The organism is Bacillus sp. GB_SG_008, from assembly GCF_052038115.1.
Taxonomy (GTDB): Bacteria; Bacillota; Bacilli; order Bacillales; family Bacillaceae_G; genus Bacillus_A; species Bacillus_A rhizoplanae.
In genome coordinates this window covers 188,346-207,425 of sequence record NZ_JBPZSK010000001.1, presented here as the reverse complement: position 1 = coordinate 207,425, position 19,080 = coordinate 188,346, and the positions used below count along the sequence as shown (strand labels likewise).

Genomic DNA, 19,080 nt, shown 5'->3' with positions numbered 1-19,080 from the left:
TTATTCATTCTCCAAGGTGGTCTGACCACGAACGCTATTATTACTATAATCGAAATGGAGGGAAATTGTCCATTATATTTTTACAACGACATTTTCCTTCCCGACTACCTCATAAAGTGCTTGTAGGCATTCTTCACTTGGATGAATGGATAAACTACGAGATAATTGTACCATCTTATGCTCTTTTTCATAATAAATTAGTACTTTCACAAAACCTGAATAGTGAAATAATATTTTTGTTACATTGTTTAACAGCCTTTTTTCATACTGTGATGGTACTTTCACGTAAATAGAAGCGTCTTTCATTTTATCGTAAGTATCCATTTGTTCTAGCGGATAGACACCATTTATAATCCATTGCAGCTTGTGATTTCGCTGTTCAATTGTACCTTCTATTAAAACAATTTCACCTTCTTGTAACCGCTCTGCAAAATGGATATATGTTTCAGGAAATACAACTGCTTCCATTTCATTATTTTGATCACAAAACGTGACAAACGCCATCTTTTGTAATTTTTTTGTCCGAATGATTTTTATATTTGTCAAATACACAATTGCCCGCTGCACTTTTCTTTGCTGCTTCATCGCTTGTGCAAGTGTCGGAATTTCCAATTGTTTAACAAGCGGTTCGTACTGTGCAGTTGGATAACTTGATAAATAAAAACCTAGTGCTTCTTTCTCTTTATTTAATTGTTCGATAAAAGATAGCTCTGCCTCTTGTGCATACTCTGACTTCGGCACAAGTTCCTCGCCAATTTCACGTGCTAAGCTCGCATATTCTAACGCACCTTTAATACTGTTAAACAAGGACGAACGTGAAACCTCAAAATCATCAAAACAACCCGCCCAAATCATTGTTTCTAAATTGCGTTCTGTTACAAACTTCGCCGGCATGCGTAAACAAAACTCAAATAAATCTTGAAATGTTTTTTTGTTCCTTTCTTCAATCAAGGCTTTCACTGTCGCCATCCCTACATTGCGAATAGCAAGTAAACTATACCGAATTGCATTTCCTTCAACATGAAAATCATAACTGCTCTTATGAAGAGATGGAGGTAAAACATGAAATCCTTTTCGCTTTGTTTCCCGAACATATTGTACAATCTTCTCTTCATTTCCAATTGCACTTGATAATAGTGCTGTCATAAACTGCAGCGGATAATTTGCTTTTAAATAGGCAAGCTGATATCCAATCATACTATAAGCAACTGCATGACTTCTGTTAAATCCATAATTCGCAAATTGAACGATTAAATCATAAATTTTTTGGGCAGTTTCTTCATCATATCCATTTTGCAAACAACCTTTCACAAAGTGAGTACGCTCTTCATCTAAAATATCACGATTTTTTTTACTTACTGCACGGCGTAATAAGTCCGCCTCACCAAGAGAAAATCCTGCTAAACGAGAGGCAATTTGCATAATTTGTTCTTGATAAACGATAACTCCATACGTATTTTCTAAAATTGGTTTCAAATCAGGATGAAGATAATGAATCGCACGTTTCCCGTGTTTTGATTCAATAAACACCGGAATTTGCTCCATTGGTCCTGGTCGATATAGCGCGTTGACTGCAACAATATCTTCAAACTCATTCGGTTTTAACGAACGCAAAACATTCCGCATTCCGCTTGATTCGAGCTGGAAAATTCCAGTCGTATCTCCTCGTCCAAGCAGTGCAAATGTTTTCGCATCTTGAAGAGGCAATTTCTTTATATCTATATTTGTCCCAGTTGTTTGTGCAACAAAGGTACGAATATTTTCAAGCAACGTTAAATTACGAAGACCAAGAAAGTCCATCTTTAACAATCCAAGTTCTTCTAATACCTCTGCGGGATATTGCGTAATATATACACCATCATGCCCATCTTGAATGGCAACGCTATTTGTAAGCGGTTCTTCACTCATAATCACTCCGGCTGCATGAATAGACGTATGACGGGGCAAGCCTTCTACCCGTTTTGCGATATCAAATATCCTTTGAAATATGAGGTTACTTTGTATATAATTTTGCAGTGCTTGCGATTCTGCATAAGCTTCCTCTAATGTAATCCCAACCCTGGATGGAATATGCTTTGAAAAAATATCAATTTCATTTGGCGGCAGCCCCATTACTCTTGCAATGTCGCGAATCGCTGCTTTTGCTGCAAGTGTTCCAAATGTTACGATTTGAGCAACACGTAGTTCTCCATATTTATCTTTCACATAACGAATCATTTCATCGCGGTGGATATCTGGAAAATCAATATCAATATCAGGAAGTGTAACACGCTCTGGATTTAAAAATCGTTCAAACAGTAAATCATACTGAATTGGATCGATATCGGTAATTTCCAGTACGTAAGACACGAGTGATCCAGCTGCCGAACCACGGCCTGGTCCTGTTAAAATGCGGTGCTCGTGAGCGTATGTCATAAAGTCCCATACAATAAGAAAATAATCACTAAATCCCATTCGAGAAATAACGCCTAATTCGTGCGCTAGACGTGCCTTATGCACATCTGTCACTGTTTCATAACGCTTCTTCAGCCCTTCTTCACAAATGCGGCGTAAAAAGCGATCCGATGACTCATCTGTTTGTACCGGAAACTTCGGAAGTTGATTTGTATGAAACTGAATCTCTACATGACAGCGCTCTGCAATACATACAGTATTTTCAATCGCTTCTGGCATAGCAGAGAATAACGCTTCCATTTCAGAAGGCGATTTCATATAATATTGATCAGTTTGTAAACGCGGCCTTTCAGAATCTGTCATTTTTGTCCCGCTATGAACGGATAATAAACATTCCTGTACAATCGCATCGCCTTGTTTGACATAACGAATATCATTCGTCGCCACAAGCGGAATTCCAAGCTGCTTTGCAAATGGCAGAAGCTCTTCCTGCAGCAATAATTCTTCTTGAATGGCATGGTGCTGCAAGCTTATGTAAAAGCTTGCAAATATACTTTTGTACATATTCGCTACTTCTTCAGCAACCTCATGTTTGCCCTGCAATACAAGTTGTTCAATTTCGCCATTTTTCCCTGGAGAAATCGCAATTAATCCGCCTGCATAGTGCGCAAGCCATTTCTTTGGAATACCGTCTTTTGACTTTGTCATAATGCTGCTAGAAATTTTGAGTAAATTTCTATACCCAGTTTCGTTTTCAGCCAGTAAAACAAGTGGATAAGACCGATCCTCTTCTTCATTCCATATCGAAGCTGTTAAACCGATAATCGGCTTAATACCCGCTTTTTTACACGCTTTATAAAACGGAACAACACCATACATCACATTTTCATCTGTAATCGCTAATGCTGTAAAACCAAGTTCTTTCGCTTGATGAACAAGCTCGTCTATTTTACAAGCACTTTTCAATAAACTATAAACGGTTTGACATTGTAAATGCACAAACTTCACTTTTATGCCCTCTCTTTATCTATTTGACTACCTCTTATTATACGTGAAATCAAAACATACTTCTCCTTCTTTGTCCATATACATGAAAAAGAAAGGGGAATGATGATGGAAGTGAATCAAAGCTTTTTCTCTCTTCTCGTTACAAGTTATTTTATTGCCCTTGGTGTTATGATTGGTGGATCGTTAATCGGCGGGGTCGGTGCTTTTTTAGTTGGAAAACCACCCCTCACAATGATTACGCAGTTTGCAGAAAATTTACGAATTTGGGCACTTGTCGCTGCTATTGGCGGGACTTTTGATACATTTTACAGCTTTGAACGCAGCTTCTTTGGAGGAGATACAAAAGATATTGTGAAACAAATTCTTCTCATTTTCTTTGCCACAGGCGGTATGCAAACAGGATTCATTATTATTAATTGGATTACACAGGAGCATGTATGAGAGTTCCAAGCTCACTCTCCAATCGATGGAAGCTTTTTTTAGGCGGCGCTGCTGTTGGCGGTATTTTAAGCTGGATTATTTTTTTGTACATATATGGCGTATTTCAAGAAGTGCAAACAAAAACACTGGAACAACAAGAAGCAAAAATAAAGAAGTTAACAGATGACTTACATGTAATCATTGAAGATCAAAATAAAGAAAATGAAAAAAATAAAAAAATATTAACGATTCAAGAGATTGAAGTTGAGATTGTCAATCATGATAAATACAATGTAGACTCTCTAACTGTTGAAACATTAAAAACCTCGATTCGTGATGATCTCCGCCACTTGCTTACCCAAAATATTCAGAGCGTCGCAAATAATAAAGAACTACTGAAAAAGGTCATTGAAAATAAAGTATATAAATATTACGACCGTGTCTATCGATTTGAAATCGAAACAGTTTCTTTTGACACTACACTCGAAATTAGCGTAAAGATAAAACAAGAAAGGTAGAGTCCCCTCTACCTTTCTTCTTATTTACACAATTCACGTAAGTCTGCAAAAAGACGATCTGCTTCTTCCCAAGAAAAAGCTTTTGCACCTGACGCCATCGGATGCCCTCCACCGTTATATTGCATTGCTAATGTATTAATTACCGGTCCTTTTGAACGAAGTCGAACACGAATTACATCTTTTTCCTCTAGAAATAGAACCCACGCTTTTAAGCCTTCAATGTTTCCAAGTGCTCCAACAACTCCTGATGCCTCAGACGGAAGTACATCAAATTGCTCTAATATTTCTTTTGTTATCTTAATATACGCTGCTCCCTCTTCTGCCATTGTGAAATTTTGTAAAATGTAACCATTTAAACGTGCAATGCGCTCATTCGTTTTATACATTTCATCATATAATGCAGGGAATTCAACTCCCATGTCTACAAGTTCAGATGCATAACGAAGTGTTTTTGCCGATGTGCTCGGGAATAAGAAACGGCCTGTATCACCAACGATACCAGCTAAAATAAGACGCGCAGCTTCTTTTGTTAAAGTTAACCCTTTGTCTTTTCCATATAAATAAAATTCATAAATAAGTTCACTTGTAGAACTAGAAGTTGTATCTACCCAAACAATATCTCCGTACGGATCTTTATTTGGATGATGATCAATTTTAATTAATTGCTTTCCTTTTGTATAACGCTGATCGCAAACGCGCTCTTGGTTTGCTGTATCACAAACGATAACAAGCGCCTCTTCATATATAGCATCATCAATTTCATCCATTACGTGTAAATATGCTAAAGACGGTTCATTATATCCTACCATATAAATCTTTTTCTCTGGAAACGATCGCTGCAGCATTGTACCAAGTCCGCACTGAGAGCCTAATGCATCTGGATCCGGACGTACATGACGGTGAATAATAATCGTATCAAATTGCTTAATTGCTTCTAAAATCTTCTCATGCATATGTAAAAGTCTCCTTTTTCACCAATTTATACCCATTATAACCCAAAACACTTCATACAGGACGATAATTGATTTACAATAAAATAAATAACATACAAGTAGATGGGGGATTGGGGTCATGCCAGTATTAGTCTTTTGTATTATCGTTACATTTATGTTGTATCTTTTCTACAAAACGAAATATTTCCGTACAAACCGTTCCATGGAGAAAGGATGGCTTGCTGGAAAATCAGCGATTGCACTCGGATTATTTGTTGCATTATTTGGCCTGAACCAATTTTTCTTGGATCTTTCAGCAGCTCGTATAATCGTTGGAACTTTATTTGTAATTGTTGGCGGTGCTAGCCTCTACAACGGTATTCGCCAATATAAGCATTTTTTACCGCTTGCGATTGAAGAGGCAGAACAGTTACAAAAATAATTTGAGGTGAGATGAAATGAACACCTTTCTACACGATTTTTTTAACCGCATTCAATATGAAAAGCAAGATGTAACATTTGAAGATATTCGTACGTTACAATCTCAATTTGCTAAACATGTGCCATTTGAAAATATTAGTATTATACAAAACGAAAACATTGATATTACCTTTGAAAACTTAAAAAGAAAAATTATAGACAACCAGCGCGGCGGTGTTTGCTATGAGCTGAATCCTTTGTTTTACTACGCTTTAAAAGAACTAGGATTTCAGGTCCATATGATATGCGGCACTGTATTTAATGATGGAGCAATCCGGCTAACTGGAACACACTTTGCAACGATTCTTCAACATAACAGTCAGCCATACTTAATTGATGTTGGTTTCGGTTCACATCATGCCCTGCAACCTCTTCCGTTTACAGGAGAACTAGCATCTTCTCTAACTGGTGAATACCGTATTCAAAAGAAAAAAACAGATTTAGGAGAATACGCATTTGAAAAATATCAAAATGGCACTTTAGAAATTGGCTATGATTTCTTCACGTCGCCAATTGATGAAACAGTTTTACAAAACGCACAACAAATCATTACCCACCATGAACAATCACCATTTAATAAATCACCGCTTCTTGCAAAACTAACAGACGATGGTCACATTACGCTGACAGACAAAACCTATACCGTAACGAGCGGGAATCATAAATCTAAACAAACGATTGATATGCAAACTTTTCAAGCACTTGCGTTGAGTGAATTTGGCGTTACAGTCTAATAAGAATCATTTAACATATCAATGAATGTCGTATTTCGCAGTTGAAACCACTCAGTAATTCAAAAAACCGCTTAGAGTTTTTTTACTCTAGGCGGTTTTTTATCGTAGAGCTTATCTCACATTTGAACTGCTCTTATTTACGATGGCGCAGTTTGTATATAAGACTCGCATCAAAAGTCGATGGTAAGTTAAACAAGTTTCCTTGCAAACTAAAATACGCTTGTTCTTCTTCAAATGACATTTTTTCATATAACTCACTTTGCGTGAGACCTGTTTTTTCATTCTTTCTTTCAAGCCAGATATATAGGAGTATTAAATTGGAATCATGATTAAAAAATAAAGAACAGCAATGCTTCCGAAAAAGATACCAGAAGATAACACATACACCACTCCCTTTATTTCCCATCATAACACATCGAACAAAAATCCAGATATTTATTTATATAAAAAAACTGCCCTTTCAGGCAGCTTTTCCTCCTTAACGATCAATCAATTGAACCATGAGCAATGCTTTTCCAACAACATTTCCTTCGTGTCGTACTTCTACGTCAACCTTACCAAATTTACGTCCAATTTCTAGCACTTTCGGATGAACGGACACAACGTTATCAATTTGAACCGGCTTTACAAAGTAGATGGTTAAATTCTCAACAATGACGTCACCTTTTTTCTGCGCACGAAGCACACGATTTGTCGCTTCTGTCACAATTGTTGTAAAGACGCCATATGACAAAGTCCCTATTGAATTTGTCATTTGTGGTGTGACAGAAAAATGGTAAGCAGAATCTTGTTTTGCTTCTTTCGGATTCATAAATTGATTCGTTACAATATCATCAATCGTTTCCCCAACTTGCGGCTGACGCTGAATCATTTGGAGTGCTTGCAATACATCTTGACGACTAATAATCCCTTGCAATGTATTATTATCATCAACAACTGGAAGAAGCTCAATCCCTTCCCACACCATCATACGCGCTGCTGCCGCAACAGACATTTTTCCGTTTACAGTAATCGGCTGTTTTGTCATTACTTTTTCAATTGGTGTTTCTTTTACTACACCGATCATATCTTTGGACGTTACAATGCCAAGCACTTTATGTGCTTCATCTACAATCGGATAACGGCCATGCATCGTTTCTTCATTATATTTATGCCATTTTTCCACCGTATCACTTGGCTGTAAATATACTGTCTCTTCAATTGGTGTTAAAATATCTTCAACGAGAACTATTTCTTTTTTTATAAGCTGATCATAAATAGCCCGGTTAATGAGCGTCGCTACTGTAAATGTATCATAGCTGCTCGAAATAATCGGCAGCTTTAATTCATCTGCCAATTTCTTTACATGCTCTTCTGTATCAAATCCACCTGTAATCAGTACAGCCGCTCCTTCTTCAAGCGCTAATTGATGTGCCTGTGTACGGTTTCCGACAATAAGTAAATTCCCTGCTTCCGTATAGCGCATCATCGCTTCTAGCTTCATTGCCCCGATTACAAACTTGTTTAACGTTTTATGTAAACCTTCTCTACCACCAAGTACTTGACCATCCACGATGTTAACAACTTCTGCAAATGTTAGCTTTTCGATATTTTCTTTCTTTTTTTGTTCAATACGAATTGTCCCGACCCGTTCAATTGTACTTACATAGCCTTTATTTTCCGCATCTTTAATCGCCCGATATGCCGTTCCTTCACTTACGCTCAACTCTTTTGCAATTTGGCGCACAGAAATTTTATGCCCAATTGGCAAACTGTTGATATATTCTAAAATTTGGTTGTGTTTCGTAGCCAAGTAGTTTCACCATACTTTCTTTTCCCTAAATTCTTCATGTGTTATCTTTTTAGTATACTATATTTTCAAAACTGTTACACTGTATGTTTATATATCTGTACTAATTTTTTTATAACAAAAGGATACATGTTTCTTACAATTATGTAATTTCCTTGTCATCTTATTCGATAGTTTGTTTCATTTTCTTATCGTACAATAAAGACAAGAAATGAGAGACAAGGAGCGATATGATATGAAAAAAGTTTTAGAAATAATTGGTGCGGTATTGTTAACGTTCGTGGATGGAAAGAAAGTAGCAACCGAAATCAACGAAGTAACTGAAACAGAAACACATAGATTACAATCTAAAAATAATATAACAAATCCAACATTTACATTATGTCCTTCCCACATGTAAAAACCTTCACTTTGCCGCGCAAAATGAAGGTTTCTTTTTTTATAATTCAATTGTTTCTCCTGCTTTTAATACTTTCCCCACACTACCGGTTAATTTCTCTATAAATTGATGCGGATCTTGTTCGATAACTGGGAAGGTATTATAGTGCATTGGCACAACAATTTTCGCTCCAATCCATTCTGCAGCTAACGCGGCATCCTCTGGGCCCATTGTAAAGTTATCTCCAATTGGTAAAAATGCCACATCAATTGTATGACGAGAACCAATTAATTTCATATCCGAGAACAACGCTGTATCTCCGGCATGATAAATTGTTTTTTCTTCTGCAGTAAATACAATCCCTGCTGGCATACCTGTATATGTAATCGTTTGATTTTCTTCATCAACATAGCTAGAACCATGAAATGCTTGTGTAAACTTCACTGTTCCGAATTCAAATGCATGAGAACCTCCAATATGCATTGGATGTGTATTTACACCTTTCCAACCTAAAAATGTCGCAAGCTCAAACGGTGCAATAACAACTGCATTATGTTTTTTTGCTAATTCTACTGTATCCCCAACGTGATCACCATGTCCATGAGAAAGGATAATTGCATCAACTGTTACCTCTTCTACTTTTAAATCTGTTTTCGGATTACCTGTAATAAATGGATCAATTAAAATAACCTTTCCGTTCGTTTCAATCTTTACAACTGAATGACCGTGATAAGATACTTTCATCTTTTCATTACCTCCCTTATTCATATCCACACCTTCTATTCTACACGATTTCGCAATTTCCTGTCTTTTCAAACATCGATTTGCTTGTCATAACGCTTTCGTTCGATGTAAAGTTATACATGTAATTGAAATTTCGGAGGTGCAGATATATGAATACTAGATTAGAAAAATTAATGCAATGGTTACAAGAAAAAAATACAGAAGCTGCATTCTTAACTTCTACACCGAGCGTCTTCTATATGACAAACTTCCACTGCGAACCGCATGAAAGACTACTCGGTCTATTTGTATTCCAAGAAAAAGAACCGATGTTAATTTGTCCGAAGATGGAAGAAGACAAAGTAAGAAGTGCTGGCTGGACTCACGAAATTATCGGTTTTACAGATACAGACAATCCATGGGATATGATCGCGAAAGCAATCAAAGCACGCGGCATTGATGCAAATGCAGTTGCAATTGAAAAAGAACATTTAAATGTAGAACGCTACGAGCACTTATCACAATTATTCCCAAAAGCATCTTTCAAACCTGCTGAAGAAAAAGTACGTGAACTTCGCCTAATTAAAGATGAAAAAGAGCTTGCGATTTTACGCCAAGCTGCTGCTATGGCTGATTATGCAATTGAAGTTGGGGTAGATGCAATTCAAGAGAATCGCAGTGAACTTGAAGTATTAGCGATAATTGAGCATGAATTAAAGAAAAAAGGCATTCATAAAATGTCCTTTGACACAATGGTATTAACAGGTGCAAATTCCGCCCTTCCGCACGGTGTACCAGGTGCAAATAAAATTCAACGCGGTGATTTCGTCCTATTTGACTTAGGTGTTATTATCGATGGTTACTGCTCTGACATTACGCGTACAGTTGCTTTTGGCGAAATTTCAGACGAACAAAAACGCATTTATGACACTGTATTAAAAGGTCAATTACATGCAGTTGAATCATGTAAACCGGGCGTGACATTTAGTGAAATCGACCGTGCTGCTCGTTCTATTATCGCAGATGCTGGCTACGGCGACTTCTTCCCGCACCGCCTTGGTCATGGACTTGGTATTAGCGTCCACGAATATCCAGATGTAAAAGAAGGCAACAACTCTCCATTACGAGAAGGAATGGTCTTCACGATCGAGCCAGGTATTTACGTACCAAACGTAGGCGGCGTTCGTATTGAAGATGATGTTTATATAACGAAAGATGGCGTGGAAATTTTAACGAAATTCTCGAAAGAATTACAGTTTGTAAAATAATAAACAGGTGGCATATATGCCACCTGTTTATTATTTTTTCCATCTACTACACTCCTCGTACTGCGCGTTTAAAGCTGAAGGTAAGCAAAAAGATACGGCAGCCATTTCTGCGTAATGCATACCCGATATCGCAATTCCCACAGTGATAGCACTGATAAGTTCATATATAATAGCCCTTAAAGAACTTCCATTTTTCTTTTGAACATATCATAACGAGAAACTCTTCATACATTCTCCACGATAACCGTATCGGCATCTACGTCTTCAAAACAAAGGTTTACAGTACGCTTCAATGCTCTTGTCCGATGAATCGTCCCCGCTGGAATGCATAACGTATCATTTGGCTTTAAGGCAATCGTTTCTCGATCTTGAAAATCAATCAATAACTCTCCTTCTAATACCATAAATAATTCATCTGAATTCGAATGAAAATGCCAATCATATTCTCCTATAAATACCGCGATGCGTAAACAGTGGTTATTTACATCTGAAACAACAAAATTTTTATACTGCTCCGTAATATTTCTTGTCATCTCTAATAAGTTGACTTTTTCTAAGTTTAATTCTTTTGTAAGTTCATTCTTCATATTTATCTCCCTCTTACTCATTATCCAAGTATTTTACTATTTCTTCTAATTTCATCATACCAAACATTTTTCTTATCTATCAGAAAAATTAGAATTATAGTGTGGATTCAAAAGTTAACTCGTGTTAATTTATTAATAAGAGTTAATTTTTACTAACAAGGAGCATAGTAATGAAAGAGAAATTACCGCTACGAGAAATCAAAAAAGCACGAACAAAAATCAAGCTATTTCACACTGCATTAGACATCATTGGAGAAAAATCATTTCGAGAAGTATACGTTGAAGAATTATGCGAACGAGTAGAAATTTCAAAGGTGACATTTTTTAAAATGTTCTCCCGAAAAGAAGACATTCTTATTTATTTTATGAGGTTATGGTTAACGGATCGTATGTTGGAGCTGAAAGAAACAAACAAAAAAGGACTGACCGCACTACGCCATGTTTTTGAAGGAGTTTCAGAATATGCAAAAGAAAAACCTGGACTGATGTTAAGTTTGATTGCATTTCTCTCAGAAGAAAAAATGCATCCTTGTATGCCTCATTTAACCGATGCAGAACTTCATCTATTATATCCCGGAAAAGAAGAACAAGTTCGAAAGCTCATTCCAAATTTGAATGAAGTATTTGCAAACTGCGTGGAAGAAGGAAAAGCTGCAGGAGAAATTACACTCAAGATGGACATTTCACAGATTGTGAAACTATTACACTCTATTTTTTACGGCGCCTATTTAACAGCTCATGTCTTTCAAACTCAAAATGTAATGGAAATGTATGACCTTCATTTAAACATATTAAATCCATAGTAAAAGAGGGATGAATGATGAAACCTGTAATACCTGGACGTTATACTGCACAGATGGACGATTCATTTGTAGTGTTTGTGATTGGTATGCGCATTAATAAGCTATTTGCTGTTTCGAAATGGTTGCCCGTAGCGCTAGCAATGGGTGGAATGCTAAAAGAACTATATGAAAATAAAGAACTCGGCTTTCTCAGCACAGAATCTTTCTTCACCGGCCGCACAATTGTACAAATTCAATATTGGAAATCATTTGAAGACCTTGAACACTATGCACGTCACGCTTCCTTACATTTAAAAGCATGGAAAAATTTTAACCAAAAAGCTTCCAAAACTGAAACGGTTGGCATTTTTCATGAAACATTTGTTGTTGAGAAAGGTCAATACGAGAGTGTATATGCAAATATGCCCTTATTCGGTTTAGCAAAAGCAGGGGAGTCTCTTCCTGTAAGTAGCCAACGAGAAACTGCACGAGCACGGATGAAACCATAATAAAAGCGGCTACCCAATGGGCAGCCGCTGTGTATTCTTTCTTATGATAAAGCAGGAGCTTTTTCAAGAAGCTCTTTCGCATCTGCATATTGTAAACCATGTGCTTCTGCAACTGCTTCGAATGTTACGTAGCCATCTAATGTATTAATACCTTTTAATAAGGCACTGTTATCTAAGCAAGCTTTTTTGTAGCCTTTGTTTGCGATTTGTACTGCGTATGGTACTGTTACGTTTGTTAACGCAAGAGTTGACGTACGTGGAACTGCACCAGGCATATTTGCAACTGCATAGTGAACTACGCCGTGTTTTTCGTAAGTTGGGTTGTCATGTGTTGTAATACGGTCAGTTGTTTCAAAAATACCGCCTTGGTCGATTGCGATGTCGACTACAACAGAACCCGGTTCCATAGATTTAATCATTTCTTCTGTTACAAGTTTTGGCGCTTTTGCTCCTGGAATTAATACTGCACCGATAACAAGATCAGATTCTTTTACAGCTTCTGCAATGTTATACGGGTTAGACATTAATGTTGCTACTTGGTTACCGAAAATATCATCCAATTGACGAAGACGCTCTGCACTTAAGTCGATAATTGTTACTTCAGCACCTAGACCAACTGCAATTTTAGCAGCATTTGTACCAGCTTGACCACCGCCGATAATTGTTACTTTTCCGCGTTTTACCCCTGGAACGCCTGCAAGTAAAATGCCTTTGCCGCCTTTATTTTTTTCAAGGAACTGCGCACCAATTTGCGCTGCCATACGACCAGCTACTTCACTCATAGGTGCAAGTAATGGTAAAGAACGGTTGTCTAATTGAACTGTTTCATACGCAATTGCGACTACTTTATTTTCAATTAATGCTTTTGTTAATTCTGGTTCTGGAGCTAAGTGTAAATACGTGAATAAAATTAAGCCTTCGCGGAAATAGCCGTATTCGCTTGCGATTGGCTCTTTTACTTTCATAACCATCTCTTGATTCCAAGCTTCTTGTGCTGTTTCTACAATTGTTGCACCTGCTTCTACATATGCTTCATCTGTAAAACCAGATCCTAAACCAGCACCTTTTTGAACAAAAACTTCATGACCATTGTGAATTAAATGAACAACACCAGCTGGCGTCATTGCCACACGATTTTCATTGTTTTTAACTTCTGTTGGTACACCGATACGCATTGGAAATTCCCCCTTGAGATTATAAAATTACCCCTGAATAGCCATAGCATATACGCTTTTCATAAAGCGCTTTCTATTCTCTTATATTTTACCATAATCTCGCATTTTTTGACAAAAATAATGCAAGTTGTCCGATAGAATTTGTCTAGTTTTGACGATATCGATGAATAACGTCAACTGCTCCCGTTACTTCTATAATTGTTCCCGTAATCATGTCCGAATCTTCCTCACATAAAAAGGAAATTGCACGTGCGATATCTTCCCCTGTACCAGAACGCCCAATTGGTGTACGATGATCGGGTAACGTACGTGCCATAGCAATTGTTGCCTCTTTCATATCACCAATAATGTCACCCGGACATATCATATTTGATGTAATACCGTATTCTGCTTCTTCATAGGCAATCGTTTTTGTGAGTGAAACTAGTCCGACTTTTGCAGCTGCAAATGCGGAACGATACATCCATCCCGGCGCGCTATCCGCTCCTTGAAATCCGTAATTCACAATGCGGCCAAATTTCTGCTGTCGCATAATCGGTACAACGAGCTTTAATAAATGAAAAACTGCCGTTAAATTACCATGAATCATTTCATTCCATTCGTCATCTTTATACTCAACTAATTTTTTACGTTCAAATACGTAAGGACCTGCATTATTAATAAGAAAATCGATACGACCAAAACGCTCCATCGCTTTTATTACTACTTTATGTAAATCTTCTTGTTTCGTTACATCCGCTTGTACAAATTGCATACGATGTGCAAGATGTTTATATTGCTGTTGTAACTTTTCCATCGCTTGTACATCACTGCGATACGTTACTGTTACCGAATATCCTTTATCTAATAATTTCTCTGTTACTTGCTTCCCTAAACCTTTTGTACCGGCTGTAATGAGCGCATGTCTCACAAAAATAAGCCTCCTTTTTTCTTGCTATAATTCATATGTAACAACTTCTTCGAACAATTACAACTAAAAAGTTTGAACAGATTTTTCAAAATTCTGTAACGTTTCTGACATACTTTTTTCCATAATTTACTTTATAATAAAAGTGTAAAGAGTTATAACACTTATACAATTGGGAGGAATCGTTCATGAATACTACATATACAAATATTTTAATTGCAGTCGATGGTTCTAAAGAAGCTGAAAAAGCATTCAAAAAAGCAATTCAAGTAGCGAAGCGTAACAACGCTACATTAACAATCGCTCATATCGTTGACGTCAAAGCTTATTCTGCAGTCGAAGCATATAGCCGCGCTATTGCAGAACGTGCAAATTTATTTGCAGAAGATCTATTAGAAGACTACAAAAAGACTGCATTAGAAGCGGGACTTACAAAAATAGAAACTGTATTAGAATTCGGTAATCCAAAATCAAAAATCTCAAAAGATATCGCACCAAAACACAAAGTTGATTTAATTATGTGTGGGGCAACTGGTTTAAACGCAGTAGAGCGTTTCTTAATCGGCAGCGTCTCTGAACATATTATTCGCTATGCAAAATGCGATGTCCTTGTTGTTCGCGGTGAAGAAGAGCAAGGAGAAATTTAATAACTGTAATGAAGCAGCACCAAGCTTTTATTTCATGAGCTTGGTGCTTTTTTATTTGCTTTAAAATAAAGTGAAACTTCCATCAGTGGGGGTCCACCTATCTTCTTCGCTTTTCTCTTAATCGTCTTACTGCCCTAAAATAGCAGGATAAGATGATTCTGTAAGGTTATGCTAAGAAAAAAAGGAAATGAGGGAAACGGCATGGAAAGTCATGAACGTATTATACTGGATTTAAACGGACAAGAAATTGACATGGTAGAAAAAATTTGTGCCCACTTCAAAGAAAAACATGGTGTAGAGTTAAGTCACGGTGCACTTTTTCGCGATTTAATGGATATAGAATATATTCGCATTACAGAAGGAAAGCATAAATACGAACATGAAAAAATATAGGCGACTGGTTGCTTGCAGCGTACAAGCAACCCTTTTCTTTATGCATACATTATATATATGTCCAAGCATAAAGGTGTGATGTTTTTGAGTGATGAGAATAAAAGAAAAAGCAAATCCGCTACTCCGATTATGAACTTATGTATATTTACTCTTCCCGGCTGTAATGTAACTGAAAAACAAATTAAGCAGCAAGTTGCGTTAGCAACCAAAATATGGAACATAGACTTTATTATCACAAGTATCACAACGCTGAAAAATTTTTCTGTTCAAACGAATGATACTTCATTTCGTAAAAGACAAAGCAAAAATATACAGCGATTATTTCGTGAAAGAAAGTATCTCTTTCCAAATCCAAATAGTATTTCAATATTCTATACAAATGCAAGGCACCTCTCGAGTAATACGACAGGACGAACGTTCTCTTCCTTCACGACGAAAAGCCGCTTCAACCATATTATCCTTACAAAATCTTCGCTAGAAAATACACTTGCGCACGAACTCGGACATATCTTATTCTATTCCCACCGAAAACTACAAGGAAAAAATCCAGATAGAAACTCTTATCGAACGCATAGCTTAGACCCTGAAAATATTATGTTTGGAACTGCTACAAGCCGTAAACGAAAAACAACATCCCTACAAAGATCGTATGCATTAGAAAGTACATTAATTGAATATATGTAACAATCATGAAAAATCCCGTGAAACATTACATGTTCACGGGATTTTCTACTATCTCTTTTGCTTTTTGAAGTGCCTGTTCAATTTGTACGAATCCTGTACCACCTGCACTGTTTCTTCGTTTTACTGCTGCATATGGTGAAAGCACTTCATATAAGTCTTCCTCAAATAACGAGCTCATCTCTTGGTAGGTTGTTAACGGTAAATCTAGCAAATAAACACCTTCGTTAATACAATGAAGGACAAGTTTTCCTACAATTTCATGTGCCTGACGAAACGGTAACCCTTTACTCGCTAAATAATCTGCAATCTCTGTCGCATTTGAAAAATCTTGCGTGACAGCCTTTGCCATTTTATCTTTTTTCACCGTCATCGTCTCAAGCATGCCTGCCATTACATGTAAACAGCCCTTTACTGTATTTACCGTATCGAACATACCTTCTTTATCTTCTTGCAAATCTTTATTGTAAGCAAGCGGCAATCCCTTCATAACTGTTAATAAGCTAAACAAGTTGCCGTATACTCTTCCTGTTTTCCCGCGAATAAGCTCTGCCATATCCGGATTTTTCTTTTGCGGCATAATGCTGCTACCCGTTGCATAACTATCGCTCATTTCAATAAACTGAAATTCTTGACTGCTCCATAAAATAAGTTCCTCACAAAAACGTGATAAATGCATCATTAATATAGAAGCATTACTTAAAAATTCAAGAATAAAGTCACGGTCGCTTACTGCATCTAAGCTATTCTCATATATTCCTTCAAAACCGAGCAACTGTGCACTATACTCGCGATCAATCGGGAATGTTGTCCCAGCAAGTGCCCCGGCTCCAAGCGGAGAAATGTTAATACGTTTTAACGAATCTTTAAAACGATTCGCATCGCGCTCTAACATCCAAAAGTATGCAAGGAGATGGTGGGCAAAAGAGATTGGCTGTGCACGCTGCAAATGCGTATACCCTGGCATAATTGTTTCAATATGTTCTTCAGCTTGTCCTGCAAGTGCAATTTGCACTTGTTTCACTGCCTCGATGATGCCTTGCACTTCATTTCGCAAATACAAATGCATATCCGTTGCTACTTGGTCGTTACGACTTCTTCCTGTATGCAGCTTACCGCCAACTTCACCAATATGCTGAATTAACATCTTTTCAATGTTTAAATGAATATCTTCTGCTTCAACAGAAAACGTAAGCTCTTGCTTCTTTGCTTTCTCAAGTAAATACTGCAAGCCGTTTTTAATTTTCTCTCCTTCTTCAGCCGTTACGATACCGCATTTCGCAAGCATCGTAACATGGGCCATACTTCCTTGTATATCTTCTACTGCTAATTGCTGGTCAAAGGAGATGGAAGCTCCAAACTCCTCAACCCACTGTTCAGCCTGTTCCGTAAAACGGCCGCCCCAAAGTTTGCTCATGCCTCCACCTTCTTTTGATTCACTTGGCTGTATACTTTTGTTGGTAAACCAAATAATGAAATAAATCCAATCGCTGCATCGTGATTAAATTCATCATCTACTGTATACGTCGCTAATTTTTCATCGTATAGAGAATACTCTGATTTACGTCCTTCTACAATCGCATGTCCTTTAAACAGTTTCACACGTACTGTACCTGTTACATTTTTTTGCGTTTCTTGTAAAAAGGCAACAAGAGCATCTTTTAAAGGCGAGAACCATAAACCGTTATAAATTAACTCTGTTAATTTTTGTTCAATCATCGGTTTAAAATGTGCTACTTCTTTTACAAGTGTTAAATCTTCTAATTCCTTATGTGCAGTAATCAATGTCATCGCCGCTGGGCATTCATACACTTCACGTGACTTAATACCAACAAGACGATTTTCTACATGGTCGATACGGCCAACCCCATGCTTCCCAGCAAGAGCGTTTAACGTTTTAATTAACTCTGAAAGTGAATATGATACGCCGTTTAATGTCGTTGGCACCCCTGCTTCAAAACCAATTTCTACAAATTCGGGTTTGTTTGGTGTATCTTCTAATGCTAACGTCATTTCATATGCATCTTCTGGCGGTGCTGCCCATGGATCTTCTAAGATTCCACATTCGTTGCTGCGTCCCCATAAATTTTGATCAATTGAAAACGGGCTGTCTAAGTTAATCGGAATTGGTACATTGTTTTCTTTTGCATACGCAATTTCCTCTTCACGTGACCATTTCCATTCACGCACCGGTGCAATCACTTCTAAATACGGATTTAACGCTTGGATAGAAACTTCAAAACGTACTTGGTCATTTCCTTTTCCTGTACATCCATGTGCAACTGCACTTGCACCTTCCATCTCTGCAATCTCTACCAATTTCTTAGCAATTAACGGACGAGATAATGCAGATACAAGTGGATATTTCCCTTCATATAACGTGTGAGCTTGCAGTGCTTTTAATGCATATTCATTCGCAAACTCTTCTTGCACATCAATCATATAAGATTTAATTGCTCCGACGGACAATGCTTTTTCTTTTACAAACTCTAAATCTTTTCCTTCCCCTAGATCTAAACACAGGGCAATAATATCGTATCCTTTTTCTTGCAACCATTTTATCGCAACAGAAGTATCAAGACCTCCGGAATATGCTAATACAACTTTTTTGTTCTCCATTTTATATCCCCCTAAAGAATAATTATTCATTGTTATTAATATTAATTCATAATTTATCACCTTTCACAAAATGTTGCAAGGGATATTTATAATTATTTTTAAAACAATTTCGTCGAAGTTCTTTCTCTTTTTCGA

19 protein-coding genes and 2 pseudogenes are annotated in these 19,080 nt (G+C 37.1%); 11 read left to right on the top strand and 10 right to left on the bottom strand.

What is annotated here, in order from left to right; genetic code table 11:
* Positions 1 to 72: 72 nt before the first annotated feature.
* Positions 73 to 3,402: a DNA polymerase III subunit alpha gene (dnaE, locus tag ACTDJC_RS00975; RefSeq protein WP_440602458.1), complete on the bottom strand. Its 3,330-nt coding sequence runs from the start codon at positions 3,400 to 3,402 to the stop codon at positions 73 to 75.
* A gap of 99 nt (positions 3,403 to 3,501) precedes the next feature.
* Here dnaE and ACTDJC_RS00970 point away from each other — a divergent pair, with 99 nt between their 5' ends.
* Positions 3,502 to 3,843 (top strand): YtrH family sporulation protein, encoded by a 342-nt coding sequence (locus ACTDJC_RS00970; protein WP_098305354.1) that lies wholly within the window; start codon positions 3,502 to 3,504, stop codon positions 3,841 to 3,843.
* Positions 3,840 to 4,340 (top strand): sporulation membrane protein YtrI, encoded by a 501-nt coding sequence (ytrI, locus tag ACTDJC_RS00965; RefSeq protein WP_098305356.1) that lies wholly within the window; start codon positions 3,840 to 3,842, stop codon positions 4,338 to 4,340. The genes ACTDJC_RS00970 and ytrI overlap by 4 nt, the downstream gene beginning before the upstream one ends.
* A gap of 20 nt (positions 4,341 to 4,360) precedes the next feature.
* Here the strand turns inward: ytrI and ACTDJC_RS00960 are convergent, their stop codons facing one another.
* Complete coding sequence (locus ACTDJC_RS00960; protein ID WP_440602457.1) at positions 4,361 to 5,293, bottom strand: DHH family phosphoesterase; 933 nt, start codon at positions 5,291 to 5,293, stop codon at positions 4,361 to 4,363.
* Positions 5,294 to 5,411: 118 nt separating this feature from the next.
* On the opposite strand from ACTDJC_RS00960, the gene ACTDJC_RS00955 reads away from it, so the two are divergent.
* Both ACTDJC_RS00955 and ACTDJC_RS00950 read left to right on the top strand, forming a co-directional pair.
* Positions 5,412 to 5,714: a YtpI family protein gene (locus ACTDJC_RS00955; protein ID WP_098305360.1), complete on the top strand. Its 303-nt coding sequence runs from the start codon at positions 5,412 to 5,414 to the stop codon at positions 5,712 to 5,714.
* Between the two features lie 16 nt (positions 5,715 to 5,730).
* Positions 5,731 to 6,486, top strand: a complete 756-nt coding sequence (locus ACTDJC_RS00950; protein ID WP_440602456.1) for an arylamine N-acetyltransferase family protein — start codon at positions 5,731 to 5,733, stop codon at positions 6,484 to 6,486.
* 133 nt (positions 6,487 to 6,619) lie between these two features.
* On the opposite strand, the pseudogene ACTDJC_RS00945 reads toward ACTDJC_RS00950, so the two are convergent.
* Positions 6,620 to 6,867: pseudogene (locus ACTDJC_RS00945) on the bottom strand (DUF3949 domain-containing protein).
* A gap of 97 nt (positions 6,868 to 6,964) precedes the next feature.
* Entirely contained in the window at positions 6,965 to 8,278 is a 1,314-nt protein-coding gene (locus tag ACTDJC_RS00940; RefSeq protein ID WP_230573723.1) for a CBS domain-containing protein, read from the bottom strand.
* Positions 8,279 to 8,510: 232 nt separating this feature from the next.
* Here ACTDJC_RS00940 and ACTDJC_RS00935 point away from each other — a divergent pair, with 232 nt between their 5' ends.
* Positions 8,511 to 8,675: a hypothetical protein gene (locus ACTDJC_RS00935; RefSeq protein WP_440602455.1), complete on the top strand. Its 165-nt coding sequence runs from the start codon at positions 8,511 to 8,513 to the stop codon at positions 8,673 to 8,675.
* A 39-nt stretch (positions 8,676 to 8,714) separates the two neighbouring features.
* Here the strand turns inward: ACTDJC_RS00935 and ACTDJC_RS00930 are convergent, their stop codons facing one another.
* Positions 8,715 to 9,398 (bottom strand): metal-dependent hydrolase, encoded by a 684-nt coding sequence (locus ACTDJC_RS00930; RefSeq protein ID WP_440602454.1) that lies wholly within the window; start codon positions 9,396 to 9,398, stop codon positions 8,715 to 8,717.
* Between the two features lie 149 nt (positions 9,399 to 9,547).
* Between ACTDJC_RS00930 and pepQ the strand changes: the two genes are divergently transcribed.
* Positions 9,548 to 10,645 (top strand): Xaa-Pro dipeptidase, encoded by a 1,098-nt coding sequence (pepQ, locus tag ACTDJC_RS00925; RefSeq protein WP_440602453.1) that lies wholly within the window; start codon positions 9,548 to 9,550, stop codon positions 10,643 to 10,645.
* 224 nt (positions 10,646 to 10,869) lie between these two features.
* On the opposite strand, the gene ACTDJC_RS00920 is transcribed toward pepQ, so the two are convergent.
* Positions 10,870 to 11,232 (bottom strand): cupin domain-containing protein, encoded by a 363-nt coding sequence (locus ACTDJC_RS00920; RefSeq protein WP_253630557.1) that lies wholly within the window; start codon positions 11,230 to 11,232, stop codon positions 10,870 to 10,872.
* Positions 11,233 to 11,402: 170 nt separating this feature from the next.
* Here ACTDJC_RS00920 and ACTDJC_RS00915 point away from each other — a divergent pair, with 170 nt between their 5' ends.
* Both ACTDJC_RS00915 and ACTDJC_RS00910 read left to right on the top strand, forming a co-directional pair.
* Positions 11,403 to 12,035, top strand: a complete 633-nt coding sequence (locus ACTDJC_RS00915) for a TetR/AcrR family transcriptional regulator (protein WP_440602452.1) — start codon at positions 11,403 to 11,405, stop codon at positions 12,033 to 12,035.
* 17 nt (positions 12,036 to 12,052) lie between these two features.
* The gene (locus ACTDJC_RS00910; RefSeq protein WP_098305384.1) at positions 12,053 to 12,523 is read left to right on the top strand and encodes a DUF4188 domain-containing protein; all 471 of its coding nucleotides are present in this window, start codon (positions 12,053 to 12,055) and stop codon (positions 12,521 to 12,523) included.
* A gap of 41 nt (positions 12,524 to 12,564) precedes the next feature.
* On the opposite strand, the gene ald is transcribed toward ACTDJC_RS00910, so the two are convergent.
* The gene (gene ald / locus ACTDJC_RS00905) at positions 12,565 to 13,698 is read right to left on the bottom strand and encodes an alanine dehydrogenase (protein WP_098305386.1); all 1,134 of its coding nucleotides are present in this window, start codon (positions 13,696 to 13,698) and stop codon (positions 12,565 to 12,567) included.
* Positions 13,699 to 13,843: 145 nt separating this feature from the next.
* Positions 13,844 to 14,643: pseudogene (locus tag ACTDJC_RS00900) on the bottom strand (SDR family oxidoreductase).
* 150 nt (positions 14,644 to 14,793) lie between these two features.
* Between ACTDJC_RS00900 and ACTDJC_RS00895 the strand changes: the two are divergent.
* The 3 genes from ACTDJC_RS00895 to ACTDJC_RS00885 all read left to right on the top strand — a co-directional run bounded on the left by ACTDJC_RS00895 (position 14,794) and on the right by ACTDJC_RS00885 (position 16,329).
* Positions 14,794 to 15,252, top strand: coding sequence for a universal stress protein (locus ACTDJC_RS00895; protein ID WP_440602451.1), 459 nt, complete (start codon positions 14,794 to 14,796; stop codon positions 15,250 to 15,252).
* Positions 15,253 to 15,453: 201 nt separating this feature from the next.
* The gene (locus ACTDJC_RS00890) at positions 15,454 to 15,645 is read left to right on the top strand and encodes a ProA domain protein (RefSeq protein WP_098305392.1); all 192 of its coding nucleotides are present in this window, start codon (positions 15,454 to 15,456) and stop codon (positions 15,643 to 15,645) included.
* Between the two features lie 84 nt (positions 15,646 to 15,729).
* Complete coding sequence (locus ACTDJC_RS00885; protein WP_098305394.1) at positions 15,730 to 16,329, top strand: hypothetical protein; 600 nt, start codon at positions 15,730 to 15,732, stop codon at positions 16,327 to 16,329.
* A 25-nt stretch (positions 16,330 to 16,354) separates the two neighbouring features.
* Here ACTDJC_RS00885 and argH read toward each other — a convergent pair whose 3' ends face one another.
* Together argH and ACTDJC_RS00875 are read right to left on the bottom strand one after the other, a co-directional pair.
* Positions 16,355 to 17,743, bottom strand: a complete 1,389-nt coding sequence (gene argH, locus ACTDJC_RS00880) for an argininosuccinate lyase (protein ID WP_440602450.1) — start codon at positions 17,741 to 17,743, stop codon at positions 16,355 to 16,357.
* Complete coding sequence (locus ACTDJC_RS00875; protein WP_098305398.1) at positions 17,740 to 18,945, bottom strand: argininosuccinate synthase; 1,206 nt, start codon at positions 18,943 to 18,945, stop codon at positions 17,740 to 17,742. The genes argH and ACTDJC_RS00875 overlap by 4 nt, the downstream gene beginning before the upstream one ends.
* Between the last annotated feature and the right edge of the window lie 135 nt (positions 18,946 to 19,080).